This is a genomic window from Micromonospora sp. DT233 (genome assembly GCF_049841815.1).
GTDB lineage: Bacteria > Actinomycetota > Actinomycetes > Mycobacteriales > Micromonosporaceae > Micromonospora.
In genome coordinates, this window is the sequence record NZ_JBNCLB010000025.1 from 1 (window position 1) to 25,404 (window position 25,404).

Below are 25,404 nucleotides of genomic sequence, written 5' to 3' on the forward strand. Positions count from 1 at the left end.
GGACGCCTCGCGGCCTCGTGACGGGGGCCCGGTCCGACGCCATTCGTCGGACCGGGCCCCCGCCTTCGCGCCGCCCCCCCCCCCCCCCCCCGCCCCCCCCCCCCCCCCCGCCCCCCCCCCCCCCCCCCCCCCCCCCCCCCGCGTCCCCCACCCTTCCCGCCCCGGTGATCAAGAGGTTTGTGTCATCCGCCGCCGGATTCCTGACGCAAACCTCTTGATCAACACACCCGAGGGTGGCGGTTAGGGGCGGTCTCGCTTCGGGAGCTTCGCCGCCACGGCCTCGTAGGACGCGTCGACCGCCTCCAACAGCTCGTCGTCGTCGATTGCGCCCGTGAGGCGCAGGCTGTTCCAGCCCGACCGGCCTAGGTAGGCCAGGGGGACCGCGTCGTCGGGGAACCGGTGCAGCCACTCGTCGGCGAGCTCCCGGGTCGGCCCGCACTTGACGCCCACCCGCTCGCCCGACTCCCCACCGAGGAAGGCGAAGATCCGGCCGCCCACCTTCACGACCTCGCCGTCGTCCCAGGGCCGGTCCAGCCACGCGCCCGGCTTCGCCAGGCAGTACGCCAGCAGCTCCGCGCGCTCCATCACCTGCTCCCGTCGTCGCCCTGGCCCGCACCGGCGGCGGCGTCGCCGTGTCGACCGTGGGCGTCGTCGGCCGCGGGCGCGACGCCCACCCGGTCGGTGAGGCGTTCGAAGCGCTGTCGGGCGGCCTGGGCCGAGCCGAGCCCGAGGCCGTGGGCGATCGCCTGCCAGGTCAGCCCCCGGTCGCGGGTCAACCGGAGCAGTCCGGCCTCCAGCGCGTCCACCTCGGCGCGCAGGTGCGGCACCAGGGTGAGCGCGGCCACCAGGTCGGCGGAGTCGACCGGCTCCTCGTCGGGGGCCAGCTCGACCCCGCCGGCGGCCAACCCGGTCACCAGGGCCACCGCCTCGTACGGGTCCGGCAGGTACGGGTTGGTGTGGCGGCGTCGGCGCGCCTCGTCGCCGGCGTGCCGCTCGGCAATCCGGATCAGTGCCGCGTGGCTACGCCGGGCCCGGGCCTGGCCGGGGTCGGGCGCGGTGAACGGTGCCTGCCCTGTCGCATTCATGCCGTCGAGTCCAGCACGTAAACAGAGCGTTGTCAACGAAGTGTTTAAAGTGTGCCCGGGTACGCCGACTGTTTCCGTTTTCCGCCGGGCTGAGAAGATCACGGGCCCGAACCTTCTTGAGCGAGGACGGTGACGTGCACCCGCTGCCCCGTGAACAGCGCTCCTCGTACGGCCGTCGTCTGCTGGCAGCGATCCCCGAGCCCGGCCTGCGCCGGTCGCTGGCCGCGCGCCTCGGCTCGTCGGGCTACCTCGTCGAGGCGGTGGGCACGGGTGCCGCCGCCATGGCGCTGCTCAACGAGCAGCGCTTCGACCTGATCATCGTGGACATCGACATTCCCGACCTGCGCGACCTCGCCCACCACCGCCCCGCCCTGATCGAGCGACCCCCCGTGCTCTGCGTCACCTCGTGCGACCTGCTCACGGAGCTGCTGCCGGAGGTCGGCATCGAGGTGGCGGACTACGTCACCAAGCCGTGCCGGACCCCCGAGTTGCTGGCGCGGGTCGAGGTGCTGCTGCGGGCGCGCGGCGGTGCCCGGGATCCGGTGCTGCGCCACGACGACCTGATCCTCGACGAGGTCGTCTACCAGGCCTGGCGCGGCGAGCGTCGGCTCGAGGTGACGGCGGCCGAGTACCGGCTGCTGCGCCACCTGCTGCTCAACGCCGGCCAGGTGCTGACCAAGGACCAGCTGGCCTGGCAGGTCTGGGGCGAGGACCGTGACACCAACGCCATCGAGCGGCTGATGTCCCGCCTGCGGCGCAAGGTCGACCAGAACCCGCCCGCGCTCATCCACACCCGGCGCGGGTTCGGCTACTGGCTGGGAACCGGGGACCCGCCCACGCAGTGACCTGCGTCACGTCTGGAAATTGTCAGGTTCGCGTCCGGAGTGCGTCAGACGAATCTGTTTGTATGAATTCGTTGAAGATTCCCGCCATTCGATGCCGACGTGGTGTCCGTGGCGACGACCTGAGGGGGCCCATGTTCGAGACCCTGGCATCCGCCGGCCGCATCCCCGAGTACCCGATGCAGCGCGATCCGCAGTGCCCCTTCGCGCCCGCCGCGACGTACCGCGCGATGACGGTCGAGGACCCGGTCGGCAAGGTACGGATCTGGGACGGCAGCACCCCCTGGTTCGTCAGCCGCCACGCCGACCAGCGCGCCCTGCTCAACGACCCGCGCCTGAGCATCGACGAGAAGCGCCCCGGCTATCCGCACATGACCCGCAGCCGCGCGGCCGGCGCCCCGCACCACCCGGCGCTGATCACCAACACCGACCCGCCCGAGCACACCCGGCTGCGCCGCTCGGTCAACGCCCCCTTCATGGTCAAGCGGGTCGAGGCGCTGCGCCCGCGCATCCAGCAGGTCCTCGACGGCCTGATCGACGACATGCTCGCCGGCCCGAAGCCCGCGGACCTGGTCCAGGCGATCGGGCTGCCGGTGCCGACCGTGATCATCACCGAGATCCTCGGCGCGCCGTACGCCGACCGTGAGCTGTTCCAGACCACCAGCCACCTGCTGGTCAGCCACGAGGCGACCCCCGAGGAGGCAGGGGAGGCCGCCAAGGCCCTCAGCGGCTACCTCGGCGACCTCTTCGCGAAGAAGATGGCCGACCCCGGCGACGACGTGCTCTCCGAGATGGCCGGCAAGGTCAAGCAGGGCGAGATGAGCGTGCCGGAGGCCATCACCATGGCCATGGCGGTCCTGATCGCCGGGCACGAGACCAGCGCCAGCATGATCTCGCTGGGCACCCTCGCCCTGCTGCAGAACCCGGAGCAGCTGGCCCTGCTGCGCGAGCGCGGCGACGACGCCAAGTTCGTCGCCAACGCCGCCGAGGAGCTGCTGCGCTACCTGACGATCGTGCACACCGGCATCCGGCGCATCGCCAACGAGGACATCGCCCTGCACGACAAGGTGATCAAGGCCGGCGACGGGGTCATCTTCGAGCTCGCCGGCGCGAACTACGACGCCACCGAGTTCCCCGAGCCCGACAAGCTGGACCTGACCCGGCCCGCCCGCTCGCACCACGCGTTCGGCTACGGCGCCCACCAGTGCCTGGGGCAGTCCCTGGCCCGGGTGGAGCTGCAGGTCGTCTACGGCACCCTCTACCGCCGCATTCCCACCCTCGCCCTGGCGGTGCCGTTCGAGGAGGTGCCGTTCGCGATGGAAGGCGTCGCGTACGGCCTGAAGTCGCTGCCGGTCACCTGGTGACCCCGTTTCCCGAGGAGATCGCATGACCATGCGGGTGGAGTTCGACGAGCCCAAGTGCGTCGCGGCCGGGCAGTGCGCCATGGTCGCCCCGGACGTGTTCGACCAGCGCGACGACGACGGCGTCGCCATCGTGCTGCAGGCCACGCCCGGTCCGGAGCTGTACGACGAGGTGCGCGAGGCCGCAGCGGTCTGCCCGGCCGCCGCGATCCGCCTGGTGGAGCAGTGACGGACGCTCCCCTGCGCCACATCGTCGTGGTGGGCGCCTCGGCCGCGGGACTCGCCGCGGTCGAGACGCTGCGCCGCGAGGGGTACGCGGGCACGCTCACCCTGATCGGGGCGGAGCTCGACGCCCCGTACGACCGGCCGCCGCTGTCCAAGCAGCTCCTCGCCGGCGACTGGGAGGCCGAACGGCTGGCCCTGCGCACCGTCGAACACCTCGACGGGCTGCGCCTGGACCTGCGCCTGGGCACCGTCGCCACCGCCCTGGACCCGGTGGCCCGGGTCGTGCACCTGGCCGGGGGCGACCCGGTCGGCTACGACGGGTTGATCGTGGCCACCGGGGTGCGCCCCCGCCGGCTGCCGGGCGGGGGCGGGCACGTGCTCCGTACCCTGCATGACGCCCTGGCGTTGCGCGGGCGGCTCGGCCCGGGTCGCCGGCTCGCGGTCGTCGGCGCGGGGTTCCTCGGCGCGGAGGCCGCCGCCGTCGCCCGGGGCCTCGGCTGCGCGGTGACGCTGCTCGAACCCGCCCCGGTCCCCCTCGCCCACGCGGTGGGGGAGCGGGTCGGCCGGGTGCTCTCGCAGGCGCACCTCGAGCACGGCGTCGACCTGCGCACCGGCGTGGCGGTCACCACGGTGACCGACGGCGGCGTGCTGCTGGCCGACGGCGAGGCGGTGGAGGCCGACGAGGTGCTGGTGGCGATCGGGTCGCTGCCCAACACCGAGTGGCTCGACGGCAGCGGCCTGACCGTGGCCGACGGCCTGCTCTGCGACGAGTTCAGCGCCGCCGCCGGTGACGTGTACGGGGCGGGGGACGTGGCGCGCTGGCACAACCCGCTCTTCGGCGAGACGATGCGCATCGAGCACCGCACCAACGCCGCCGAGCAGGCCATGGCCGCCGCCCGCAACCTGCTGCACCCGCAGGCGCGTAAGCCCTTCGCCCCGCTGCCGTACTTCTGGTCCGACCAGTACGACATGAAGATCCAGGCATACGGCTACCTGCGCGGCCACGACACCGTCGAGATCACCGAGGGTGACCTCTCGCGGCGGCGCTTCCTCGCCGCGTACCGGAAGGAAGGCCGCCTGGTCGGCGCCCTCGCGGTCGGCATGCCCCCCAAGGCCCTCCGCCCGTGGCGCCAGGCCCTACTGAGCAAGGAGCAAGCATGACCAACCACCCCGACGTCGTCGTGGTCACCGGGGCCGGCGGCATGGGCCTGGCCGTCGCCCGGCGCCTCGGCAGCGGCCGTACGGTCGTCCTGGCCGACGCCTCCGGCGAGCAGCTCGACCGGGCCGTCGCCGCGCTGCGCGCCGAGGGGTACGCCGCCCAGGGCCAGCTCACCGACGTCGCCGACGCCCAGGCGGTCGGCGCGCTCGCCGAGGCCGCCGCGGCGCAGGGCCGCATCGCCGCCGTGGTGCACACCGCCGGCGTCTCCGCCGCCACCTCCACGGTCGAGAAGATCATGCGGGTCGACGTGGCCGGCACCGCCCACGTCATCGACGCGTTCACGACGGTGGCGAGCCGGGGCACGTCGCTGGTCTGCATCGCCAGCATGGCCGGGCACTACGCGACGCTGAGCCACGACGACGAGCGCGCCCTGGCGACCGCACCCACCGAGGAACTGCTCTCGCTCGACGTGCTCACCTCGGCCGGCGAGGACCCGATCATGGCGTACATCATCGCCAAGCGCGCCAACCAGGTCCGGGTGCAGGCGGCGGCGCTGGCCTGGAACCGGCTCGGCGCCCGGATCAACACGGTCAGCCCCGGCGTCATCTCCACCGCGATGGCCAAGGCCGAATCCGAGTCCGCCTCGGGCGACCACATGATGGCCATGCTCGACGCCTGCGGCGCCGGCCGCACCGGGACCCCCGCCGAGATCGCCGACGTGGTGGCCTTCCTGACCGGCCCGGACTCGCTCTACATCACCGGCACCGACGTCCTCATCGACGGCGGGCAGGCCGCCTGGCTGCGCTGGCACCGCCCCCGGTGAACCGCCGCCCCCGGCGGCTCACCGTCGTCTCGCCCACCGACCCCGACGGCGTCCACCTGTTGCTGGAGCCGAACGGCACGGCGGTGGCGCGGACGTACCAGTGGGGGTGCGCGAGGCGGGGCCTCCCGTGATCATCTTCGAGCTGGTCAGCCTCCAGCAGCCGCTCGGCTGAGCGGCCGGGCCGCGAAGGCCGCCGCACCAGGCGAAAATTCTGTGCCGCCCGGACGGTACCGGGGTTAGTTTGATCGGGCAGGCGCGCACCGACGCGTAAGTCGACCGGCCCTCCAACCTAGCTGGGCCGTTCGTCAGTGCCTCGGCAGTGTCACATCCTGCGGTTTGCTTGCTGACGCCGACCAACTGCCCTGATCGAGGAGACCGTGCCCGAGACCAGCCTTGCCGCTGCGAGCAGTCCCGTGCCGGCGTCCGCGCACTGGAAACGCAACGTCACGCTCTTCCTGTCCGGCCAGACCGTGTCGCTGTTCGGTTCGGCCATCGTCCAGTACGTCGTCATGTGGTACGTGACGCTGGAGACCAAGTCGGGCATGGCGGTCGCCCTCTACGCCGTCTGCGCGTTCGTCCCCCAGGGCGTCGTGTCGATCTTCGGCGGGGTGCTGGCGGACCGGATGAACCGCAAGACGCTGGCGATCGTCGCCGACGCGGGCATCGCGGCGGCGACCCTGGTCCTGGCCCTGTTGATGTGGAACGGCATCACGGAGCTGTGGGTGATCCTGCTGGCGGTCGCGGTCCGCTCCTTCGGGGCCGGGGTGCAGACGCCGACGGTGCAGGCGATCATTCCGCAGATCGTGCCGGCCGATCAGCTGATGCGGATCAACGGCATGTTCCAGTCCATCAGCTCCGCGATGGCCCTGCTGGCCCCGGCGGCGGCTGCCGCCATCTACGCCGGTTTCGGAGTGGTGCCGGTCTTCTTCCTGGACGTGGTTACCGCCATGATCGGCATCGGGCTGCTGGCCCTGGTCGCGGTCCCCACCCTGGATCGGGCGGCGGCGGCGCCGACGACCTACCGACAGGACCTGATCGAGGGCATGCAGTACATCTGGACCCATCGGGTCGTCCGCTGGCTGCTGCTGGTCTTCGCGATCATCTTCATGCTCACCGTCGCGCCGTCGTTCGTCACGCCACTGATGGTGGCCCGCACCTTCGGCAGCGAGAAGTGGATGGTGGCCGTACTGGAGATTGCGTTCAGCGCGGGAATGGTGCTCGGCGGGGCGGTGATCGCCACCTGGCTGGCCAAGCGCAGCAGGATCGGGCTCATCCTGATCTCCACCTTCAGCTTCGCGGTCCTCACCGTGGCGCTCGGCCTCAGCACCAACCTGTGGGTCTTCTACGGCTTCATGTTCTTGTTCGGGTTCGCGGTTCCCCTCTTCTCCACCCCGTTCATGACCCTGATCCAGGAGACGGTGGAGCCGGAGAAGCACGGCAGGGTGTTCAGCTACGTCGGCATCGTGATGGCCCTGGCCACCCCGATCGGCATGGTGGTGTTCGGCCCGCTGGCCGACGTGGTCAGCGTCCAGACCCTGCTGATCGCGGCCGGTCTGGTCACGATTGCCGTGACGATCGTGGCGATCGTGGTGCCGTCCGGGCAGGCCGCGATCGCCGCCGCCCGGGCCACGTCGTCCCCGGCGGCCGAGGGCCCCGCCGCCGAGGCGTCCCTGGCAGCCCTCCGCTAGCGGGTGCGTCGGTTCGGCCCCGGCTAGGCTCGGGCGATGGTGCAGCCTCCCGATGCGCCGGCGCGCACCCCCGACCTCGCCGCGCTGGCCGACCTGCTTGCCGGGGCAGTCGTGCCCGCCGCCCGGGGACTGCTCGGGTGCCGGCTCACCACCGGCGGGGTCACCGTCCGGATCACCGAGGTCGAGGCGTACGCCGGCACCGCCGGCGACCCGGCCTCGCACGCCCACCGGGGCCGTACCCCGCGCAACGCGGTGATGTTCGGCCCCGCCGGGCACGCCTACGTCTACTTCACCTACGGCATGCACTGGTGCGTCAACGTGGTGACCGGGCCGGACGGGGAGGCCTCGGCGGTGCTGCTGCGCGCCGGCGAGGTGGTCGAGGGCGTCGAGGCGGCCCGCGTCCGGCGGCCCGCCGCGCGCCGGGACGCGGACCTGGCCCATGGGCCGGCCCGGCTCTGCGCCGCGCTCGGCATCGACCGGGCGGCGTACGGCTGCGACCTGCTCGGCGACGGCCCGGTGCGGTTGCGCCCGGCCGCCGAGCCGGTGCCCGAGGCCGCGATCACGGCCGGCCCCCGGGTCGGCGTGACCGGCGCGCACGACGTGCTCTGGCGGTTCTGGATCGCCGGCGACCCGACGGTGAGCGAGTACCGCCGGCACGTGCCCCGCTCCCGGCGCTGACCAGCCCGTCCGCCCCGATCCGCGCGTCCCGGGCGGTGCGCCGCGCCAATTCTTGTCGGTCCCGGTGGCCATAATCACGCCACCTGCTTCCGGCCCCGAAGGACAACCATGGCGACCCTGCTTGCGATCGGCACCGGCAAGGGCCTGTTCCTGGCCACCAGCACCGACGGCCGCCGCAGTTGGGTGGTGAGCGGCCCGCACTTCCCGATGACCGGGGTCTACGCGGTGGCGATCGACAAGCGCCGTTCCGTTCCCCGCCTGCTGGCCGGCACGACCAGCTCGCACTTCGGGCCCAGCGTGGCCAGCAGCGACGACCTGGGGGTGTCCTGGCACGAGCCCGAGCACGCCCCGGTGGCCTTCCCGGCCGACACGTCCGCCACCCTCGGCCGGGTCTGGCAGCTCACCCCCGCCGGGCCGGCGGAGCCGGACGTGGTCTGGGCCGGCACCGAGCCGTCGGCGCTGTTCCGCTCCGCCGACGGCGGCCACACGTTCGAGCTGGTCCGCCCGCTCTGGGACCATCCGCACCGCGAGCAGTGGGAGGCGGGCTTCGGCGGGCAGGCGGTGCACAGCGTCCTGCCGCACCCGCACGACCCGGCGCGGCTGGTGGTGGCGATGTCCACCGGCGGGGTCTACCGCTCCGACGACGCGGGGGCGAGCTGGGCGCCGGGCAACACCGGCATCCGCGCCTACTTCATGCCCGACGAGTGGCCCGAGTTCGGCCAGTGCGTCCACAAGATCGCCCGCGACGCCGGCGACCCCGCGCGGCTCTACGCGCAGAACCACCACGGGGTCTACCGCTCCGACGACGAGGGGCGCAGCTGGTCCTCGATCGCCGCCGGCCTGCCCAGCGACTTCGGCTTCCCGATGGTCGCCCATCCCACCCGGCCCGGGACGATCTGGTCGTTCCCCCTCACCGCCGACTCGCGCCGCTTCCCGGCCGACGAGCGCTGCCGGGTCTACCGCTCGGCGGACGCGGGCGAGACGTGGGAGGCGCTCTCGGCCGGCCTGCCCGACGGCCCGTACTACCCGGCGGTGCTGCGCGACGCCATGTGCGCCGACGACGCCGACCCCGCCGGGGTCTACTTCGGCACCCGCTGCGGCGAGGTCTACGCCAGCCGGGACGAGGGCGACTCCTGGTCCCTGGTCGCCGCCCACCTGCCCGACGTGCTCTGTGTCCGGGCCGCGGAGGTCTGAGTGGTCACCGTCTGGGTCCCCGGCCCGCTGCGCGGTGAGGTCGGTGGCGCGACGCGGCTGGCCGTCGCCGCCGACGGCACGCTGCGCGACGTCCTCGACGCGCTCGCCGTCGACTGGCCCCGGCTGGCCCGCCGGCTGCGCGACGAGCGCGGTGAGCTGCGGCGATACGTCAACGTCTACGTCGACGGGGAAGACTGCCGACACGTCGGCGGGCTGGCCGCCGCGGTGCGTCCCGGTGCCGAGGTGCGGGTGATTCCCTCGGTGGCCGGCGGCTGACCACGGCTCCGGCGACCGACCCGCCCGCCCCCGGTCGCCGGAATAGTTGACGCGTCAAATAGGTTGTGCGCTGCGTTCGAGGGCCGCCAGACGGGGCCGACAGTCAGCGAGGAGCGGTCATGCAGTTCGGGATCTTCACCGTCGGAGACGTCACCGTCGACCCGACCAACGGGCGGGCGCCGTCCGAGCACGAGCGGATCAAGGCGATGGTGACGATCGCCCAGAAGGTGGAGGAAGTCGGCCTCGACGTCTTCGCCACCGGCGAGCACCACAACCCCCCGTTCGTGCCGTCGTCGCCCACCACCATGCTGGGCTGGATCGCGGCCCGCACCGAGCGGCTGCTGCTCTCCACCGCGACCACGCTGATCACCACCAACGACCCGGTGAAGATCGCCGAGGACTACGCGATGCTCCAGCACCTTGCCGACGGCCGCGTCGACCTGATGCTCGGCCGGGGCAACACCGGCCCGGTCTACCCCTGGTTCGGCCAGGACATCCGCAACGGCATCCCGCTGACCATCGAGAACTACGACCTGCTGCACCGGCTCTGGCGCGAGGACGTGGTGAACTGGTCGGGCAAGTTCCGCACCCCGTTGCAGTCGTTCACCTCCGCCCCGCGCCCGCTCGACGGGGTGCCCCCGTTCGTCTGGCACGGCTCGATCCGCAGCCCCGAGGTCGCCGAGCAGGCCGCCTACTACGGCGACGGGTTCTTCGCCAACCACATCTTCTGGCCACCCGAGCACACCCAGCGGATGGTCGGCCTCTACCGGGAGCGCTTCGCGCACTACGGCCACGGCTCCCCGGACCAGGCGATCGTCGGGCTCGGCGGTCAGGTGTTCATGCGGCGCAACTCCCAGGACGCGGTCCGCGAATTCCGCCCGTACTTCGACAACGCCCCCGTCTACGGCCACGGGCCGTCGCTGGAGGAGTTCACCGAGCAGACCCCGCTGACCGTGGGCAGCCCGCAGCAGGTCATCGACCGCACCCTGGGCTTCCGCGACTACGTCGGCGACTACCAGCGGCAGCTCTTCCTGGTCGACCACGCCGGCCTGCCGCTGAAGACCGTGCTGGAGCAGCTCGACCTGCTCGGTGAGGTGGTTCCGGTGCTGCGCCGCGAGTTCGCCGCGCTGCGCCCCGCGCACGTGCCCGAGCCGCCCACCCACGCCTCGCTCGTCGCCGCCCGCGACGCCGCCGCGTCGACGGCCGAGCCCGCCGGGGCGGGGACGGAGGCCGGCCGGTGACCCGCCGTACCCTCGCCGTGGTCTCGGCCGGTCTCGGCCGCCCCTCGTCGACCCGGTTGCTGGCCGACCAGCTCGCCTCGGCGACCCGCGACGAGCTGGCCCGCGCCGGCGTCGAGGCCGAGCTGCGCCCGGTCGAGCTGCGCGACCACGCCCACGACGTGGTGAACAACCTGCTCACCGGCTTCCCGTCGGCCCCGCTGCGCGAGGCGCTGGAGACCGTCCGGGCCGCCGACGGCGTGCTGGCGGTCACCCCGATCTTCAACGCCTCCTACAGCGGGTTGTTCAAGTCGTTCTTCGACGTCCTCGACTCCGGCGCGTTGGCGGGCCGGCCGGTGCTGATCGCCGCCACCGGCGGCACCGCCCGGCACTCCCTGGCCCTGGAGCACGCGGTCCGGCCGATGTTCGCGTACCTGCGGGCGGTGGTCGTGCCCACGGCGGTCTTCGCCGCGCCGGAGGACTGGGCGGGCGGGGCCGCCGAGGGCGCCCTGCGCGGCCGGATCGTCCGCGCCGCCGCTGAGCTTGCCGACGAGGTGGTGCGGCGACCGGCCCCCGCGCCGGCCGACCCGTTCGCGCTGACCACCAGCTTCGACGACCTGCTGGCGGGCAACGACCGCCCCTGAGGACCGCCGGGGACCGGCCGCAGGTGGTGCCGATCGAGCGCGTACGGAATCGGCACGGCGACGCTGGTCTGTGCTGGTCCGTGTCCGTCGCGTCCGCCTCCGCCGGTCTGCGTCCTCTGCGCTGGTCTGCACCTGGGGACCCGACCGGCTCGGCCTGCGGTGTGGGGTCAGGACGACGCTTGTTTCGGCCGAGGGTGTCTGTCTCTGCCGGTCCGAGTGGCCCTCGCGCGCCCTTTGGAGCTGATGTCGTCAACGACTCATCCGGGTGATGTCGCAGACGACATCAGCTCCAAAGCGTCCCGAACAGGAGGGCGCCACCAACCGGGGCGCGGCGGCCGGTGCCGTTCACCTGGTGTCCGGTGCCGGCCGGCCGCCCCTGCCGCCGTGGCGCCCGGCGCTGCTGTCGTTGGCGGCCGGTGCCACGCCGGCCTCGTTGGCTGCGTGTTGCGGCCCAAGCTCGCCGTCACCAGTCACCACGAAGCCGTCCACGGCACGTGACTGGACGCCCCACCCGCCCACCTGCCGCAGCAACTGCCGGGCCGACGAAGGTGATCAGGACGCCATGGACCTAAAAACGCCCGTATGACGTCCATGGCGTCCTGATCACCGAAGCCGGGGCGTGGTTGGGCACCGACGGGAGACGGTGACGGCCGGACCCCGGTTCCCGCCGACCCCGGTCCGGGCGGGCCGAATGGCCTGCGGTCGCGCGTACGGACAAATGTGCGCCTGTCCCTTCAGCCGGCCTGCGGTGCGGTCGTCGGCCCGCTCAGCCGGCCTCGGTCGTGGCCTCGGCCGGGTGGGCGACCAGCACCGGGCAGTGGGCGTGTTGCACCAGCGCCTGACTGACCGAGCCGAGCAGCAGCCCGGTGAAGCCGCCGCGCCCGCGCGAGCCGACCACCACCAGGGCCGCGTCCCCGCTCGCCTCGATCAACGCCGGCCCGCCCGCGCCGGCCCGCAGCGTGCGGCACCGCACGGTCAGGCCCGGATGGGCCGCCTCCACCTCGGCGGCGGACACGGCCAGCAGGTCCGTCGCGGCGGCTCGGGCAGCCGTCGCCGACTCCTGCACCTCGTCGGGCACCGGCCGGGCGTCGTCGGCCGCCGCGACGTGCGCCAGCACCAGGTCGACGCCCCGGTGCGCGGCGGCGTCGGCGGCGAGGGCGACGGCGAGTCGCGCCGGTGGGGACCCGTCCACCCCGGCGATCACGGGACCGTCGACGGGGATCGGCTGCTCCTCGGGGCGCACGACCAGCACCGGGCAGCGCCCGTGCCCGGCCACCTGGGCGCTGACCGAGCCGAGCAGCAGGCCGGCGAAGCCACCCAGCCCTCGGCTGCCGACCACCACCAGCTCCGCCCGGCGGGACTCCTCGACCAGGCTCGCCGCCGGGCCGCCGGCGACCTGACGCGTCTCGACGTCGACGCCGGGCCAGCGTTGGCGCAGCTCGGCCGCGACCCGGTCGAGCATCCGCCGGGACTCGTCGGTCGGCGCGGGCACCCCCAGGTCGTACGGGTTGATCGGCACGCCGTAGCCGAGCGGGTGCAGGTAGCCGTGCACCAGCAGCAGCGGCCGCGACCGCCAGGCGGCCTCCTGCGCCGCGTGCTCGGCGGCGACCAGGCTGGACGGCGATCCGTCCACGCCCACCACGACAGGTCGGTTCATCGGCTCTCCCGGGCTCGGTCAGAGGTCATTGTGAACGCCTGCGACACCGACCATGGGCATTTGGCCGGACACGCCGGGTACGCCGTTCGGACAGCGAGGTGCCCGCGTCGGGCGGGGGGAGCGGCCGGCGCGGGCACGACGTGGGCGGACCCGCGGTCAGCCCTGGCCGGGCTTGCGGTGCCGCACGATCGCCAGCGGGGAGCGGGCGTGGTGCAGCACGGCGTGGCTGACCGAGCCGAGGAAGAGCCCGCCCCACGCGCCCCGGCCGTGCGCGCCGACGACGGTCAGCTGCGCGGAGGCGGACTCCTCGATCAGCACCCGGGCCGCCGCGCCCCGCACGAGGCGTTGCCGCACCGGCACCTGCGGGTACCGCTCCGCCCAGGCGGCGACCGCCTCGGCGAGCGCCCGCTCCTCCTCGGCGATCAGCGCGTCGATGTCGTACGCCAGGGGCGGGATGTCGCCGGGGCCGACCGGCGTGGGGTAGAGCCAGCTGTGCACCGCGACCAGGTCGGTGCCGCGCAGCGCCGCCTCTTCGAAGGCGAACTCGACGGCTTCGGTGCTGAGCGCCGAGCCGTCGACGCCCACCACCACCGGCCCGTCGGCACGAGGCTCGCTGCGTACCACGAGCACCGGGCAGCTGGCCCTGGCCGACATTTGGACCGCCGACGAGCCGACCAGCAGCTCGGCGAAGCCGTCGAGACCGCGCGAGCCGAGCACCAGCAGTGCCGCGTCGTGAGACTCCTGCAGCAGCACGGGGTTGGGGGAACCATCGACGACTTCGCCGACCACGTCGATCTCGGCGGCGACCTTCTTCGCCTCGGCGACCGCCTCGTCGACGATGTCGTGCGCGTGGTTGCGCGGCCCTGCCTCGGGCGGGGTGCCGGTCAACGCTCCGAGCGCGGCACCGACCAACGGCCAGCTGAGGGCGTGCACCACCCGCAGCGGGCGTTCGCGCGCCACGGCCTCGCGGGTCGCCACCCGGACCGCGTCCAGGGCCGAGACGGAACCGTCCACGCCCACCACGACCGGGGCACCGGATCTGTTGGTCATCGCAACCTCCTTCGTCCGCCTTCAGCCTGCTCCGGCGCGGGCCCGCCGGTCAGGGCCGCTGGGCCCGATCCCCGGGTCGTTGGTCCCGGGTCCCGTCGGGCGGCACCGCCGGGAACCACGAGCGGCGTCGCACGCTCGCCTGGATCCGGGACCAACGGCCCTGTCGCCGAGGGGTGGGGGAGACGTCGGATGGGAGGAGAACGATCGACCGGAGGGTGGAGACGCCCGCCGTTGCGGTGTTCCGGGGCGATGCGCCGGCCCCCCGCGCCGAGCCGGAAAGAGGCGGTCGATGACCCCGCTGGAGATGCTCCGCGAGCACCCGTTCCTGGCCGACGTTCCCGAGCCGTGGCTGACCCGGCTGACCGGGTACGCCCGCCCCGTCGTCTGGCACCCCGGCCACCGGCTGTTCCGGGCCGGTCAGCCCGCTGAGCGGTTCTGGCTGGTCCGTGCCGGGGAGGTGGCCCTGGACTTCCCGGTGCCCGGCCGGGGCGACGTGGGCATCGAGGAGATCGGTCCGGGCGGGGTGCTCGGCTGGTCCTGGCTCTTCCCGCCGTACCGTTGGCAGTTCGGGGCGGTGGCCGTGCGGCGCAGCACCGCGCTGGAGCTCACCGCCGTCGGGGTGCGGCGGCTGGTGGAGTCGGACGACGCGTTCGGCCGGCAGCTCACCGCCCGGTTCATGAGCGTGGTGGTCGACCGGCTCCAGGCGACCCGGGTGCGGTTGCTGGACCTGTACGGCCATTCCGCGGCCCTGCCCTCGACGGACGAACGGCTCTTCTCGGGCGGAGCGCTAGGCGGGGAAATCTCGAGGGCGGAGCGCTAGGCGGGGATCGTTCGGGCGGGCCTTGGACGCTTCGCGTTCACCCGGCGCCTGCCGCTAGTGCTCGCCGGGGCGCGGGGGGTCGGTGGGGCCGTCGAGGCGCCGGTGCACGACCAGCTCGTCGACCTCCAGCCGGCCGATGCGGAGCTCCCGGACGACCGCCCGGCGGATCACCAACCGCCGGATGGCGACGACGGCCACGGCGACGGCACCGCCGGCCAGTGCCCCGATGGCGAGCGAGCCGGTGGCGGCCGCGCCCAACGCGCGCGCCCCCAGCGCGGTCGCCCCGGTGGCAGACGCGCCTGTGGCGGCTGCGCCCGTGGCGGCTGCGCCGGTGGCCCGCGCGGGTGTCACCCGAGCCCGGAGCGCGTGCGAGATCCCTGAGCGGAACATGTCGTGGATTCTGTCACAGCGGCCCCGACCGGGCGGAGCCGTGACGGCGCGGTCTGGCTCAGTACACGGTCAACCCTCGTTCGGCGAACTGGCCGCGCACCCGGTCCAGCAGTTCCGCGGTGGGCGGCTCGGTCTGCGCCAGCGGGAAGGTCAACCCCAGCTCCGCGTACTTGTGCGCGCCCAGCCGGTGGAACGGCAGCACCTCCACCCGTTGCAGGCTGGTCAGCTCGGCGGCGAAGTCGGCGATCCCGGCGACGTTCTCCGGGGCGTCGGTGAGGCCGGGCACCAGCACGAACCGCATCCAGATGGGCGTGCCCCGCTGCGCCAACCGCCGGCCGAAGCGCAGGGTCGGGGCGACCTGCCCGGTCCGGGTGGCCCGCCGGTACGTCTCCGGGTCCCGCGACTTGACGTCCAGCAGCACCAGGTCGGTGGCGTCGAGCAGGGCGTCGTCGGCGCGGTCGCCGAGGAACCCGGAGGTGTCCAGCGCCGTGTGCAGGCCCAGGTCGTGACAGCGGCGCAGCACCTCACCGGCGAACCGGTGCTGCAGCAGCGGCTCACCGCCGCTGAGCGTCACCCCGCCGCCGGCCATCTCGATGAACCGCCGGTAGCGCCCGATCTCCGCCATCAGCTCGTCGACCGTGCGGTGCCGGCCGCTGCGCCGGTACCAGGTGTCCGGGCTGTGGCAGTACTGGCAGCGCAGGGGGCAGCCGGCCAGGAAGGCCACGAAGCGGGTGCCGGGGCCGTCCACCCCGACCGACAGGTCCCAGGAGTGGACGGCCCCGGTGAGCTCCCGCGCGGCCTGCGCCGCCGGGTGCCCTGCGCCGTCGTCGACGGTCACAGCGACCCGTGGAAGGTGCGCGACACCACGTCCCGCTGCTGCTCGGGGGTCAGCCGCACGAAGTTCACCGCGTACCCGGAGACCCGGACCGTGAGCTGGGGGTAGCGCTCCGGGTGGGACATCGCGTCGAGCAGGGTGGCCCGGTCCAGCACGTTGACGTTGAGGTGGAACCCGCCGGCGTCGGTGTACCCGTCGAGCACCCCGGCCAGGTTGCCGATCCGCTCCTCGCGGGTGTGCCCCAGCCCGTCGGGGGTGACCGTGCCGGTCAGCGAGATGCCGTCGCGGGCGGCGTCGTACGGCAGCTTCGCCACCGACAGCGCGGCCGCGACCAGGCCGTGGGTGTCCCGGCCGTTGGTCGGGTTCGCGCCCGGCGCAAACGGCTCGCCGGCCCGCCGGCCGTCCGGGGTGTTGCCGGTGTGCTTGCCGTAGACCACGTTGGAGGTGATCGTGAGCACCGACATGCTCAGCTCGGCGTCGCGGTAGGTGCGCTGCCGGCGCAGCTTCTCCGCGAACGTCTCCACCAGCCACACCGCGATGTCGTCGGCCCGGTCGTCGTTGTTGCCGTACGTCGGCGGCTCGCCCTCCACCGCGTAGTCGATGGCCAGCCCGGTGGCGTCGCGCAGCACCTTCACCTTGCCGTACCGGATCGCGGCGAGGCTGTCCACCGCCACCGACAGCCCGGCGACCCCGGTGGCCATGAAGCGGTGCACCGGGTAGTCGTGCAGCGCCATCTCCAGCCGCTCGTAGGCGTACCGGTCGTGCATGTGGTGGATGACGTTCAGCGCGTCCACGTACGTCTCGGCCAGCCAGTCCAGCGTCCGGTCGTACGCGGCGAGCACCTCGTCGTAGTCGAGCACCTCGCCGCCCACCGGCGGGGCGGCCGGGGCGACCTGCTCGCCGGTCAGCTCGTCTCGGCCGCCGTTGAGCGCGTACAGCAGCGCCTTGGCGAGGTTGGCCCGCGCGCCGAAGAACTGCATGTCCCGGCCCACCCGCATGGCCGACACGCAGCACGCGATGGCGGTGTCGTCGTCGTACGCGGGGCGGATCAGCTCGTCGTTCTCGTACTGGATGGCGCTGGTGTCCAGCGACACCTGGGCGCAGAACCGCTTGAACCCGTCGGGCAGCCGGGGCGACCAGAGCACCGTCAGGTTCGGCTCCGGGGCCGGGCCGAGGTTGTAGAGGGTCTGCAGGTAGCGGAAGCTGGTCCGGGTCACCAGCGGGCGGCCGTCGACGCCCATCCCGCCGAGGGCTTCGGTGACCCACGTCGGGTCGCCGGAGAAGAGCTGGTCGTACTCGGGGGTGCGCAGGAACCGCACGATCCGCAGCTTGATCACGAAGTCGTCGATCAGCTCCTGCGCGGCGGCCTCGGTCAGCAGCCCCTCGGCCAGGTCCCGCCGCAGGTAGACGTCGACGAAGGCGGCGGTCCGCCCGAGCGACATCGCCGCGCCGTTCTGCTCCTTGATGGCGGCCAGGTAGGCGAAGTACAGCCACTGGATCGCCTCGCGGCCGGTGGTGGCCGGGCCGGAGATGTCGTAGCCGTAGCCGGCGGCCATCTCCTTCAGCTCACCCAGGGCGCGGATCTGCTCGGACAGCTCCTCCCGGTCCCGGATCACGTCGTCGCTCGACGGCCGGTCGTTCAGCGCCGCCTTCGCCTCGCGGCGCTGCGCGACGAGGCGGTCCACCCCGTAGAGCGCCACCCGCCGGTAGTCGCCGATGATCCGACCCCGCCCGTACGCGTCGGGCAGCCCGGTGATGATGTGCGAGCGCCGCGCGGCCAGCACGTCGGAGGGGTACGCGTCGAAGACCGCGTCGTTGTGCGTCTTGCGGTAGCTCGTGTAGATCCGGTGCACCGTGGGGTCCGGGTCGAAGCCGTACGCCTTCAGCGCGCCCTCGACCATCCGCAGCCCGCCGTTGGGCATGATCGCCCGGCGCAGCGGCGCGTCGGTCTGCAACCCGACGATCAGCTCGCGGTCGCGGTCGATGTACCCGGGGGCGTGGGCGGTGATCGTGGACGGGGTGGCCGGGTCGATGTCGTAGACCCCCCGGCGGCGCTCCTCGGGGAACATCTCCGTCAGCCGACCCCAGACCGCCTGGGTCCGCTCGGTGGGGCCGGCGAGGAACGCGGCGTCACCGAGGTACGGCTCGTGGTTGTGGCGGACGAAGTCCGCGACGTCGACCGTGGTCTGCCACGCCCCGTCGGCGAAGCCCCGCCACGGGGCGCGGACCTGCTCGGTGTCAATCATGATCGCTACCTCCACATCGCTTGCCCCACCAGCGTGCGCCGCCCGCCCCGCCCCGGGCAGAGTCCCCGGACCGCCCCACCCGGGACCTTCGGCCCACCCGCGCCGCGCGGGTACCCTGCCGAGGTGACCGCCGAGGACCCGCGCCCGCCCGGCGCCGGGCAGGTGCGCCTGCGCCCGGTGCGCGACGCCGACCTGCCGCACTTCTTCGCCTTCGAGCAGGACCCGGAGGCCAACCGGGTGGCCGCCTTCGGCCCCGTCGACCCGGCCGACCGGGCGGCGTTCGACGCGCACTGGCGACGCATCTGCGCCGAGCCGGCGATCGTCACCCGCACCGTCACCGTCGACGGCGACGTCGTCGGCCACGTCGTCGCCTTCCCCGTCGGGGAGCAGACCGAGGTCAGCTACTGGCTCGACCGGGCCCGCTGGGGTCACGGGTACGCCACCCGCGCCCTCGCCGCGCTCCTGGCCGAGCTGCCGCAGCGCCCGGTGCAGGCCCGCGCCGCCAAGGACAACGCCGCCTCCCTCGCCGTGCTGCGCAAGTGCGGCTTCGTCGTCACCGGCGAGGACCGGGGGTACGCCAACGGCCGCCGCGCCGAGGTCGAGGAGTGGGTCCTGGAACTGGCCGGCTGACCCCGCCCGCCGGCCAGCACCGGCACCGCCAGGCGGGCTGGCCTGGGCGACCTCTAGTCTCGCGGGGTGAACTGGCTGGACATGATCGGCTGGATCGGCTCCGCGCTGCTGGTCTGGTCGCTGCTGCAGGCGCGTGTGCTGCGGCTGCGCGCGCTCAACCTCGTCGGCTGCCTGGTGCTGATCGGCTACAACGCCGCCCTCGCCGTCTGGCCGATGGTCGGGCTCAACGTGGTGCTCTCCGTGATCAACGTGTGGTATCTGCGGAAGATGCTGGCCACCCGCCACGACGAGACCACGTACGCCGTCGTCGAGGTGGGCGTCGACGACGGCTTCCTCGCGCACACCCTGCGGGTGCACGCCGCCGACATCGCGCGGTTCAACCCCGACTTCCACTGGGCCGACTACACCGGCCGGCGCTCGGCGTTCCTGGTGGTCCGCGCCGACGAGGTGGTGGGGGTGGTGCTGGCGCATGCCGAGGGCGCCGACACCGCCCAGGTCGACCTGGACTACGTGACCCAGCGGTTCCGTGACTTCACCCCCGGCGAGTTCGTTTACCGGCGCAGCACCCTCTTCACCGACCGGGGGTTCCGCCGGGTGGTCAGCCCGCCCGGCATGGTCACCCCCTACTACCACCGGCTCGGCTTCCGCCCCGAGGGCGGCTCGTACGTGCTCGACCTGCCCGTCACCGCCCCGGCCTGACCCGCCGCGCCCCGCCCCCGCAGGGCCCGCGACGCACCGCTTCGCCCCCGCCGATCCGCCCGGCCCGCCCGGTCGGTTCGGCGGGACAGGATTCGCCAGCGCGTACCCGGGGCACAAAAGCCCTGAGCCGACCGGATTCTCCGGTCGGCGCCACCGGTCGTGACCGACCGGGTCGCCGCAAGTGAGGGAGAGAGCCGGGCGTGCAGAGCTACTGGAGCCAACTGGCCCTGGTCGGAGTCCTGGTCGTCCTCAACGCGATCTTCGCCGGCAGCGAGATGGCGCTGGTGTCGCTGCGCGACAGCCAGATCCAGCGGCTGGAGCGCGAGAGCCGGGCCGGCCGGGTGCTGGCCCGCCTCGCCAAGGACCCCAACCGGTTCCTCGCCACCATCCAGATCGGCATCACCCTGGCCGGCTTCCTGGCCTCGGCCGCCGCCGCCGTCTCGCTGGCCAAGCCCCTCGTGCCGCTGTTCGGCTTCTTCGGCAGCGCCGCGCAGACCGTCGCCATCGTGGTGGTCACCCTGGTGCTGACCTTCGTCACCCTGGTCTTCGGCGAGCTGGCCCCGAAGCGGATCGCCATGCAGGCCGCCGAGCGGTGGGCGCTGCTGGTCGCCCGCCCGCTGGACCTGTTGGCCAGCCTCACCCGGCCGGCGGTCTGGCTGCTCGGCGCCACCAGCGACCTGGTGGTCCGCCTGTTCGGGCTCGACCCGAAGCACGAGCCGGACGAGATCGGCCCCGACGAGCTGCGCGACATCGTCGCCGGCAACCACGGCTTCACGAAGGAACAGCGGACCATCATCGCCGGCGCGGTGGAGATCGCCGACCGGCGGCTGCGCGCGGTGCTCGTACCCCGGTTGCAGGTCTTCACGCTCGACAGCGGGACCACCGCGGAGGCCGCGCGGCTGGTGCTGGCCGCGACCGGGCACTCCCGCGCCCCGGTGGTACGCCACGGCGGCCTCGACGACGCGGTCGGCGTGATCCACCTGCGCGACCTGGTCGGGGTGCCCGACGACCGCCCCGTCGACGAGTGCGCCCGGCCGCCGATGCTGCTGCCCGACTCGCTGACGGTGGTCGACGCGCTGCGCCAGTTCAAGTCGGAACGCCAGCACATCGCCCTGGTCGTCGACGAGCGCGGCGCCGTCGACGGGATCGTCACCCTGGAGGACGTGCTCGAGGAGATCGTCGGCGAGATCTACGACGAGACCGACCGGGACGGGCGCGCCGTCCGCACCGAGCCCGACGGCGCGATGCGGCTGCCCGGCACCTTCCCCGTGCACGACCTGCCCGACATCGGCGTCGACCTGCCCGGCCGCCCGACCGGCGACTACACCACCGTCGCCGGGCTGGTCCTCACCCTGCTCGGGCACATCCCCACCGTCGCGGGCGAGGACGTCACCATCGACGGCTGGGAGCTGGAGGTCGCCGACATCGACCAGCGGGCGATCACGGCGGTACGGCTGCGCCGCGCCACCGCGCCGGACGAGTCGGACGGCGAGGGGTCCCCGCAGGCCGACCCGGCCCTCGACCCGGCCCGCGGCTGACCCGGCCGCCGCCGCGCCCAACCCGGCCGCTCCGGCTCGCCGCTGCCGCGTTCAGCCCGGCTTCCCCGGCTCGCCACTGCCGCGTTCAGCCCGGCTTTCCCGGCTCGCCGCTGCCGCGTTCAGCCCGGCTTTCCCGGCTCGCCGAACGGGAAGCCGGGCACCGGCGGGACCAGCCGGACCTTGTCCGTCGGCACCTGCCGGCTGGCGCGGCCGAGCAGCCGGGCGAGCCGGCGCAGCGCCCACGGGCCCGACAGGTGCCGCTCGGGGCCGACCAGCCGGCCGTACCAGCGCCCCGCGACGACCACGTCGGTCAGCCGCAGCGGCGCTCCTGGGCCGGCGCCGCGCACCACCACGTCCACCACCCGACCCAACCGCCGACCGTGCAGGTCGTACGCGGTCCGGCCGATCAGCTCACCCGCTCGCACGGTCCGCCCCCGGGATCCGGTCGATCAGGTGGTGCCGCACCCACCGTTCCATCTCCGACGCCGGCAACTCGTCGAGGCGGGCCCGCAGCCGCACCGCGCTGTCCACCCGCTCCACCAGCGGGTACGGGATGCGCCGGGGCGGCACCGGCGGGTCGGCGACGAAGAGGCCCGCGACCGCGACGAGCAGCCGACCGGAGCGGCCGCCGATCCGTGGCCCGAGCGCGCCCTCCCCACTGAGCAGGGCGGTCAGGTACGGCACCCCGTCGGCGTCGAGCCCGAACTCCACGTCGTCGACCCGGCCGACCAGCCGCCCGTCGCGGTCGACGATCTGCCGGTCGAGCAACTGCCGCCCGAGCTGCATCCTCATCGGCCCATCCTCGTCGCCACCGCCAGCGGGATCGCCGCCACCGAAGCGGCGACGACGACCAGCAGGAACACCGTCCCCAGCAGGTTCAGCGCCGGCCCGTTGACCCGGTCGCCCAGGTACGTCCGGTCGTTGGCCACGATCAGGATCGGCAGGTACGTCAGCGGCAACGCCACCGCGCTGATGATCAACATGTACTCGGTCAGCGTCACCGGGTCGACCGTGGTCAGCAGCACCAGCACGCCGAGCAGGACGCTGACCAGCAGCACGGCGTGGAACCGGGCCGCCTCGCGCGGGCTCACCCGCTTGCCCCACTGCCAGCCGAAGTACTGCGCGGCGGCGTACGCGGCGGAGAGTCCCGTCTCCAGCGCGGCGCCGAACGTCACCGCGAAGAACGCCAGCACCGCCACCGCCAGCCCCACGCCCCCGAACGCGAGCAGCACCGGCCGCGCCACCTCCGCCAGGGAGCCCGGCGACGCCCCGCCCGGGTGGAAGACCACCGCCGCCGTGGCGACCAGCGACAGGGCGAGGAAACCCCCGACGGGGAACCCGATCAGCACGGCCGACCGGGCGTCGGCCAGGTCGGCGCGGCTCCACCGCTCCTCCACCCCGCCGGAGGAGAAGAAGAGCACCTCGTACGGGCTGACCGTGGAGGCGAAGAGCGCCACCGCCACGAACCAGTACGCCCCCCAGCCGTGCCCCGCCGCCCCGCCGTGCACCATGCCCCGGCCGAGCGCCGGCCAGTCGGTGGGCAGCCAGAACAGCGCCACCGCGAAGACCAGCAGGGCCAGCCCCGCCAGGCCGAACACCCGCTCCATCAGCTGGAACCGCATCCGCCACAGCACCAGCCAGACCGCCCCGGCGGCGACGGGCACCCAGATCAGGTAGCTCACCCCGGAGGCCAGTTGCAGCGCCAGCGCCACCCCGCCCAGCTCGGCGGCGAGGGTCAGCACCGTCACCAGGTAGGAGGCGACCAGGTTGAGCAGCGCCACTCTCGGCCCCAGCCGCTCCCGGACCAGGTCGAACACCGCCCGGCCGCTGATCGCCGCGATCCGCGCGGCCATGTCCGCGTACACGCAGATGCCGACCACCCCGAGCAGCAGCACCCAGGCGTGGGCCATGCCGAAGCGGGCCCCGGCCTGACTCGCCGCCACCAGGTCGCCGATGTCGACGAACCCGCCCACGGCGGAGAGGACGCCGAGCGTGGCGGCGAGGAGCTTCCTCACCTCGGGCGCGGGTCGACGGGTGCCATCGCCGCGACGATACCGGGCAAACCGCCCCGTAAGCCCCGAACCGGGCAGCCGGTGGGAGCGTCAGTCGGCGCTGAGGTTCTGCAACCGCACCTGGCCCCGGGAGACCAGCCGCCCCGTCTCGTCGGTGATCTCCACCTGCCAGAGCTGCTGGCTGCGGCCCCGGTGCACCGGGGTGCCGACGGCGGTCAACTCACCCTCGCGGACCGCCCGCAGGAAGTCCGTCTGGTTCGACACCCCGACCACCCGGCCCCGCTCGCCCAGCCAGAGCGAGCCGCCGACGCTCGCGGCGGTCTCCACCACCGCGCAGTACACCCCGCCGTGCTGGATGCCGAACGGCTGGTGCAGCTCGGGGCGGACCCGCCACCGGATCACCACCCGGTCCGCGCCCGCCTCCTCGAACTCCAGGCCGAGCAGGGCCACGAAGCCCCCGGTCAGATCCGGCATCCCCACCACGGCTCCTAACTCACACTCGCGCTCACGCTCACGCTCACGCTCACGCTCACGGAAGGCCCAGCGTAGCCAACCGTGATCAGCGGTAAACCCGGTACTGCTCGCCCCCGGCGATGGGGGAGAATCGGTGACCGTGACCGACAGCAGCCCTCCGCCGACCAGGCGCGACTCCCTGACCGAAGACCTGCAGTGGCGCGGCCTCATCCAGGACTCGACCGGCCCCGACGAGCTACGCGCGCTGCTCGACGGCCCGCCGATCACCTTCTACGTGGGCTTCGACCCGACGGCGGCGAGCCTGCACCTCGGCCACCTCATGCAGGTCGTCACCGCCCGCCGGCTCCAGCTCGCCGGGCACCGGCCGCTGCTGCTCGTCGGCGGGGCCACCGGCCAGATCGGCGACCCGAAGGAGAGCGCCGAGCGCTCCCTGAACCCACCGGAGGTGGTCGCCGGCTGGGTGGAGCGCATCCGCGCGCAGCTCGCGCCCTTCGTGTCGTACACCGGGGAGAACGCGGCGCGCCTGGTCAACAACCTGGACTGGACCGCCGAGATGTCGGTGGTCGACTTCCTGCGCGACGTCGGCAAGCACTTCCCGGTGAACAAGATGCTGGCCCGGGAGGTGGTCAAGGCCCGGTTGGAGAGCGGCCTCAGCTTCACCGAGTTCAGCTACCAGCTCATCCAGTCCAACGACTACTACGAGCTGCACCGCCGGCACGACTGCCGGCTCCAGTTCGGCGGCTCCGACCAGTGGGGCAACATCACCGCCGGCGTCGACTACGTCCGCCGGCGCGGCGCCGGCCCGGTGCAGGCGTTCGTCACCCCGCTGGTGACCAAGGCCGACGGCACGAAGTTCGGCAAGACCGAGGGCGGCGCGGTCTGGCTCGACCCGGAGCTGACCAGCCCGTACGCCTTCTACCAGTTCTGGCTCAATGCCGGCGACCGGGACGTGACCGGCTACCTGCGCTACTTCAGCTTCCGCTCCCGCGAGGAGCTGGAGCAGCTGGAGAAGGAGACGGCGGAGCGGCCGGCGGCGCGGCTGGCCCAGCGGGCCCTCGCCGAGGAGCTGACCACCCTGGTGCACGGCGAGCGGGAGATGGCCCAGGCGGTCGCCGCCAGTCAGGCGCTCTTCGGCCGGGGGTCGCTCGACGAGCTGGCCCCGGAGACCCTGCGGGCGGCGCTGACCGAGGCGGGGCTGGTGCACGTCACCGAGTTGCCCGACGTCGCCGGCCTGCTCAAGGAGTCGGGCCTGGTGTCGAGCACGAAGGAGGCCCGCCGGGTGATCACGGAGGGCGGAGCGTACGTCAACAACAACCGGATCACCGAGGTCGACGCGGTGCTCTCTCCGACGGAGCTGCTGCACGGCCGGTACCTGGTGCTGCGCCGGGGCAAGAAGTCCTTCGCCGGCGTCGAGCTGCGCGGATAGCGGGTCGGCGCGAGGTGTGACGCGGGACGCCCCCGGCGGATTTGACGATCGATTCGCCGGGGGCGTAACTTTCTCTCTGCCAGCGCGGAACGGACGAAGCGGGACGAAGGTCCTGAAGGCCGGAGCGCGGGTTTGAACGCCGGGCGGTGAGGGTAGGGTTCCTCGCAGCGCGGCCCGGGCGGGGCCCCGGATCTGCCGCAGGGCGGATTTGGTGGGGCGAGACCGACCGGGTATCGTTCGACGCCGGCAGGGAACCGGGCGAGCTTGCGGATCACCGCAGCGGCCGGCCTACCGGAAACCATGGAACGAAGCGGCGCGAGCCGACAGTTGCATGGTGCCTGCAATTCGGGTGGAAGCGGGTCGGATCGGTTCACACCGGTTTGACAGGGCGGAAACCAGCGGGTAACGTAGTAAAAGTGCCCGGCGCGGAAGCGC

At 73.5% G+C, this 25,404-nt stretch carries 27 protein-coding genes; 16 read left to right on the forward strand and 11 right to left on the reverse strand.

From position 1 onward, the window contains the following. Positions 1 to 240 precede the first annotated feature (240 nt). Positions 241 to 585 carry an MmcQ/YjbR family DNA-binding protein gene (locus ACLQ2V_RS27750; protein WP_425721592.1) on the reverse strand — a complete coding sequence of 115 codons (345 nt, stop codon included), beginning with the start codon at positions 583 to 585 and terminating at the stop codon, positions 241 to 243. Continuing rightward, positions 585 to 1,085: a DNA-binding protein gene (locus tag ACLQ2V_RS27755; RefSeq protein WP_425721594.1), complete on the reverse strand. Its 501-nt coding sequence runs from the start codon at positions 1,083 to 1,085 to the stop codon at positions 585 to 587. The genes ACLQ2V_RS27750 and ACLQ2V_RS27755 overlap by 1 nt, the downstream gene beginning before the upstream one ends. A gap of 116 nt (positions 1,086 to 1,201) precedes the next feature. On the opposite strand from ACLQ2V_RS27755, the gene ACLQ2V_RS27760 reads away from it, so the two are divergent. The 11 genes from ACLQ2V_RS27760 to ACLQ2V_RS27810 all read left to right on the forward strand — a co-directional run bounded on the left by ACLQ2V_RS27760 (position 1,202) and on the right by ACLQ2V_RS27810 (position 11,192). Next, positions 1,202 to 1,930 (forward strand): response regulator transcription factor, encoded by a 729-nt coding sequence (locus ACLQ2V_RS27760; protein WP_425721596.1) that lies wholly within the window; start codon positions 1,202 to 1,204, stop codon positions 1,928 to 1,930. A gap of 131 nt (positions 1,931 to 2,061) precedes the next feature. Then, positions 2,062 to 3,291 (forward strand): cytochrome P450, encoded by a 1,230-nt coding sequence (locus ACLQ2V_RS27765; protein ID WP_425721598.1) that lies wholly within the window; start codon positions 2,062 to 2,064, stop codon positions 3,289 to 3,291. Between the two features lie 22 nt (positions 3,292 to 3,313). Continuing rightward, positions 3,314 to 3,517 (forward strand): ferredoxin, encoded by a 204-nt coding sequence (locus ACLQ2V_RS27770; RefSeq protein ID WP_425721600.1) that lies wholly within the window; start codon positions 3,314 to 3,316, stop codon positions 3,515 to 3,517. Then, a complete protein-coding gene (locus ACLQ2V_RS27775; protein WP_425721602.1) occupies positions 3,514 to 4,674 on the forward strand; it encodes an NAD(P)/FAD-dependent oxidoreductase in 1,161 nt (386 codons plus the stop codon). The genes ACLQ2V_RS27770 and ACLQ2V_RS27775 overlap by 4 nt, the downstream gene beginning before the upstream one ends. Further along, positions 4,671 to 5,495: an SDR family oxidoreductase gene (locus ACLQ2V_RS27780; RefSeq protein ID WP_425721604.1), complete on the forward strand. Its 825-nt coding sequence runs from the start codon at positions 4,671 to 4,673 to the stop codon at positions 5,493 to 5,495. Before ACLQ2V_RS27775 ends, ACLQ2V_RS27780 begins: the two co-directional genes overlap by 4 nt. A gap of 377 nt (positions 5,496 to 5,872) precedes the next feature. Beyond that, positions 5,873 to 7,183: an MFS transporter gene (locus tag ACLQ2V_RS27785; RefSeq protein ID WP_425721606.1), complete on the forward strand. Its 1,311-nt coding sequence runs from the start codon at positions 5,873 to 5,875 to the stop codon at positions 7,181 to 7,183. Positions 7,184 to 7,219: 36 nt separating this feature from the next. Beyond that, positions 7,220 to 7,861 carry a DNA-3-methyladenine glycosylase gene (locus ACLQ2V_RS27790; RefSeq protein WP_425721608.1) on the forward strand — a complete coding sequence of 214 codons (642 nt, stop codon included), beginning with the start codon at positions 7,220 to 7,222 and terminating at the stop codon, positions 7,859 to 7,861. 108 nt (positions 7,862 to 7,969) lie between these two features. Continuing rightward, positions 7,970 to 9,055: a WD40/YVTN/BNR-like repeat-containing protein gene (locus ACLQ2V_RS27795; protein WP_425721610.1), complete on the forward strand. Its 1,086-nt coding sequence runs from the start codon at positions 7,970 to 7,972 to the stop codon at positions 9,053 to 9,055. Continuing rightward, the gene (locus tag ACLQ2V_RS27800) at positions 9,056 to 9,331 is read left to right on the forward strand and encodes a ubiquitin-like small modifier protein 1 (protein ID WP_425721612.1); all 276 of its coding nucleotides are present in this window, start codon (positions 9,056 to 9,058) and stop codon (positions 9,329 to 9,331) included. It begins immediately after the preceding gene. Positions 9,332 to 9,450: 119 nt separating this feature from the next. Then, on the forward strand, positions 9,451 to 10,572 hold the full coding sequence (locus ACLQ2V_RS27805) for an LLM class flavin-dependent oxidoreductase (RefSeq protein ID WP_425721614.1): 1,122 nt from the start codon (positions 9,451 to 9,453) through the stop codon (positions 10,570 to 10,572). Beyond that, complete coding sequence (locus ACLQ2V_RS27810) at positions 10,569 to 11,192, forward strand: FMN reductase (protein WP_425721616.1); 624 nt, start codon at positions 10,569 to 10,571, stop codon at positions 11,190 to 11,192. Before ACLQ2V_RS27805 ends, ACLQ2V_RS27810 begins: the two co-directional genes overlap by 4 nt. Positions 11,193 to 11,958: 766 nt before the next feature. Here the strand turns inward: ACLQ2V_RS27810 and ACLQ2V_RS27815 are convergent. Both ACLQ2V_RS27815 and ACLQ2V_RS27820 read right to left on the reverse strand, forming a co-directional pair. Further along, positions 11,959 to 12,849: a universal stress protein gene (locus ACLQ2V_RS27815; protein ID WP_425721618.1), complete on the reverse strand. Its 891-nt coding sequence runs from the start codon at positions 12,847 to 12,849 to the stop codon at positions 11,959 to 11,961. A gap of 156 nt (positions 12,850 to 13,005) precedes the next feature. Continuing rightward, positions 13,006 to 13,899, reverse strand: a complete 894-nt coding sequence (locus tag ACLQ2V_RS27820; RefSeq protein WP_425721620.1) for a universal stress protein — start codon at positions 13,897 to 13,899, stop codon at positions 13,006 to 13,008. A 289-nt stretch (positions 13,900 to 14,188) separates the two neighbouring features. On the opposite strand from ACLQ2V_RS27820, the gene ACLQ2V_RS27825 reads away from it, so the two are divergent. Further along, positions 14,189 to 14,719 carry a cyclic nucleotide-binding domain-containing protein gene (locus ACLQ2V_RS27825; protein WP_425721622.1) on the forward strand — a complete coding sequence of 177 codons (531 nt, stop codon included), beginning with the start codon at positions 14,189 to 14,191 and terminating at the stop codon, positions 14,717 to 14,719. Between the two features lie 54 nt (positions 14,720 to 14,773). Here ACLQ2V_RS27825 and ACLQ2V_RS27830 read toward each other — a convergent pair whose 3' ends face one another. From ACLQ2V_RS27830 to pflB, 3 genes are read right to left on the reverse strand one after another with little or no spacing between them, the layout of a single operon-like run. Further along, positions 14,774 to 15,109 carry a hypothetical protein gene (locus tag ACLQ2V_RS27830; RefSeq protein WP_425721624.1) on the reverse strand — a complete coding sequence of 112 codons (336 nt, stop codon included), beginning with the start codon at positions 15,107 to 15,109 and terminating at the stop codon, positions 14,774 to 14,776. A gap of 58 nt (positions 15,110 to 15,167) precedes the next feature. Beyond that, a complete protein-coding gene (pflA, locus tag ACLQ2V_RS27835; protein ID WP_425721626.1) occupies positions 15,168 to 15,947 on the reverse strand; it encodes a pyruvate formate-lyase-activating protein in 780 nt (259 codons plus the stop codon). Next, positions 15,944 to 18,190 carry a formate C-acetyltransferase gene (pflB, locus tag ACLQ2V_RS27840; RefSeq protein WP_425721628.1) on the reverse strand — a complete coding sequence of 749 codons (2,247 nt, stop codon included), beginning with the start codon at positions 18,188 to 18,190 and terminating at the stop codon, positions 15,944 to 15,946. Before pflB ends, pflA begins: the two co-directional genes overlap by 4 nt. Before the next feature lie 123 nt (positions 18,191 to 18,313). Here pflB and ACLQ2V_RS27845 point away from each other — a divergent pair, with 123 nt between their 5' ends. From ACLQ2V_RS27845 to ACLQ2V_RS27855, 3 genes are all read left to right on the forward strand, one after another. Continuing rightward, positions 18,314 to 18,820, forward strand: a complete 507-nt coding sequence (locus ACLQ2V_RS27845) for a GNAT family N-acetyltransferase (protein WP_425721630.1) — start codon at positions 18,314 to 18,316, stop codon at positions 18,818 to 18,820. A 66-nt stretch (positions 18,821 to 18,886) separates the two neighbouring features. Then, positions 18,887 to 19,519: a hypothetical protein gene (locus ACLQ2V_RS27850; RefSeq protein WP_425721632.1), complete on the forward strand. Its 633-nt coding sequence runs from the start codon at positions 18,887 to 18,889 to the stop codon at positions 19,517 to 19,519. Positions 19,520 to 19,719: 200 nt separating this feature from the next. Beyond that, on the forward strand, positions 19,720 to 21,057 hold the full coding sequence (locus tag ACLQ2V_RS27855) for a hemolysin family protein (RefSeq protein WP_425721634.1): 1,338 nt from the start codon (positions 19,720 to 19,722) through the stop codon (positions 21,055 to 21,057). Positions 21,058 to 21,176: 119 nt separating this feature from the next. Here the strand turns inward: ACLQ2V_RS27855 and ACLQ2V_RS27860 are convergent, their stop codons facing one another. From ACLQ2V_RS27860 to ACLQ2V_RS27875, 4 genes are all read right to left on the reverse strand, one after another. Continuing rightward, complete coding sequence (locus ACLQ2V_RS27860; protein ID WP_425721636.1) at positions 21,177 to 21,482, reverse strand: PRC-barrel domain containing protein; 306 nt, start codon at positions 21,480 to 21,482, stop codon at positions 21,177 to 21,179. Continuing rightward, positions 21,469 to 21,849 carry a hypothetical protein gene (locus ACLQ2V_RS27865; RefSeq protein WP_425721638.1) on the reverse strand — a complete coding sequence of 127 codons (381 nt, stop codon included), beginning with the start codon at positions 21,847 to 21,849 and terminating at the stop codon, positions 21,469 to 21,471. The genes ACLQ2V_RS27860 and ACLQ2V_RS27865 overlap by 14 nt, the downstream gene beginning before the upstream one ends. Continuing rightward, a complete protein-coding gene (locus tag ACLQ2V_RS27870; protein ID WP_425721640.1) occupies positions 21,846 to 23,072 on the reverse strand; it encodes an NRAMP family divalent metal transporter in 1,227 nt (408 codons plus the stop codon). Before ACLQ2V_RS27870 ends, ACLQ2V_RS27865 begins: the two co-directional genes overlap by 4 nt. An 87-nt stretch (positions 23,073 to 23,159) precedes the next feature. Then, positions 23,160 to 23,543, reverse strand: coding sequence for a PaaI family thioesterase (locus ACLQ2V_RS27875; RefSeq protein WP_425721642.1), 384 nt, complete (start codon positions 23,541 to 23,543; stop codon positions 23,160 to 23,162). Between the two features lie 139 nt (positions 23,544 to 23,682). Between ACLQ2V_RS27875 and tyrS the strand changes: the two genes are divergently transcribed. Continuing rightward, the gene (gene tyrS / locus ACLQ2V_RS27880; protein ID WP_425721644.1) at positions 23,683 to 24,969 is read left to right on the forward strand and encodes a tyrosine--tRNA ligase; all 1,287 of its coding nucleotides are present in this window, start codon (positions 23,683 to 23,685) and stop codon (positions 24,967 to 24,969) included. Positions 24,970 to 25,404: the final 435 nt, after the last annotated feature.

Excerpts from the sequence above, each read along its gene's own strand:
- ACLQ2V_RS27750 (WP_425721592.1), bottom strand. The coding sequence starts at position 585 with ATGGAGCGCGCGGAGCTGCTGGCGTACTGCCTGGCGAAGCCGGGCGCG.
- ACLQ2V_RS27755 (WP_425721594.1), bottom strand. The coding sequence starts at position 1,085 with ATGAATGCGACAGGGCAGGCACCGTTCACCGCGCCCGACCCCGGCCAG.
- ACLQ2V_RS27765 (WP_425721598.1), top strand. The coding sequence starts at position 2,062 with ATGTTCGAGACCCTGGCATCCGCCGGCCGCATCCCCGAGTACCCGATG.
- ACLQ2V_RS27770 (WP_425721600.1), top strand. The coding sequence starts at position 3,314 with ATGACCATGCGGGTGGAGTTCGACGAGCCCAAGTGCGTCGCGGCCGGG.
- ACLQ2V_RS27780 (WP_425721604.1), top strand. The coding sequence starts at position 4,671 with ATGACCAACCACCCCGACGTCGTCGTGGTCACCGGGGCCGGCGGCATG.
- ACLQ2V_RS27790 (WP_425721608.1), top strand. The coding sequence starts at position 7,220 with ATGGTGCAGCCTCCCGATGCGCCGGCGCGCACCCCCGACCTCGCCGCG.
- ACLQ2V_RS27795 (WP_425721610.1), top strand. The coding sequence starts at position 7,970 with ATGGCGACCCTGCTTGCGATCGGCACCGGCAAGGGCCTGTTCCTGGCC.
- ACLQ2V_RS27805 (WP_425721614.1), top strand. The coding sequence starts at position 9,451 with ATGCAGTTCGGGATCTTCACCGTCGGAGACGTCACCGTCGACCCGACC.
- ACLQ2V_RS27815 (WP_425721618.1), bottom strand. The coding sequence starts at position 12,849 with ATGAACCGACCTGTCGTGGTGGGCGTGGACGGATCGCCGTCCAGCCTG.
- ACLQ2V_RS27820 (WP_425721620.1), bottom strand. The coding sequence starts at position 13,899 with ATGACCAACAGATCCGGTGCCCCGGTCGTGGTGGGCGTGGACGGTTCC.
- ACLQ2V_RS27825 (WP_425721622.1), top strand. The coding sequence starts at position 14,189 with ATGACCCCGCTGGAGATGCTCCGCGAGCACCCGTTCCTGGCCGACGTT.
- ACLQ2V_RS27830 (WP_425721624.1), bottom strand. The coding sequence starts at position 15,109 with ATGTTCCGCTCAGGGATCTCGCACGCGCTCCGGGCTCGGGTGACACCC.
- pflB (WP_425721628.1), bottom strand. The coding sequence starts at position 18,190 with ATGATTGACACCGAGCAGGTCCGCGCCCCGTGGCGGGGCTTCGCCGAC.
- ACLQ2V_RS27865 (WP_425721638.1), bottom strand. The coding sequence starts at position 21,849 with ATGAGGATGCAGCTCGGGCGGCAGTTGCTCGACCGGCAGATCGTCGAC.
- ACLQ2V_RS27875 (WP_425721642.1), bottom strand. The coding sequence starts at position 23,543 with ATGCCGGATCTGACCGGGGGCTTCGTGGCCCTGCTCGGCCTGGAGTTC.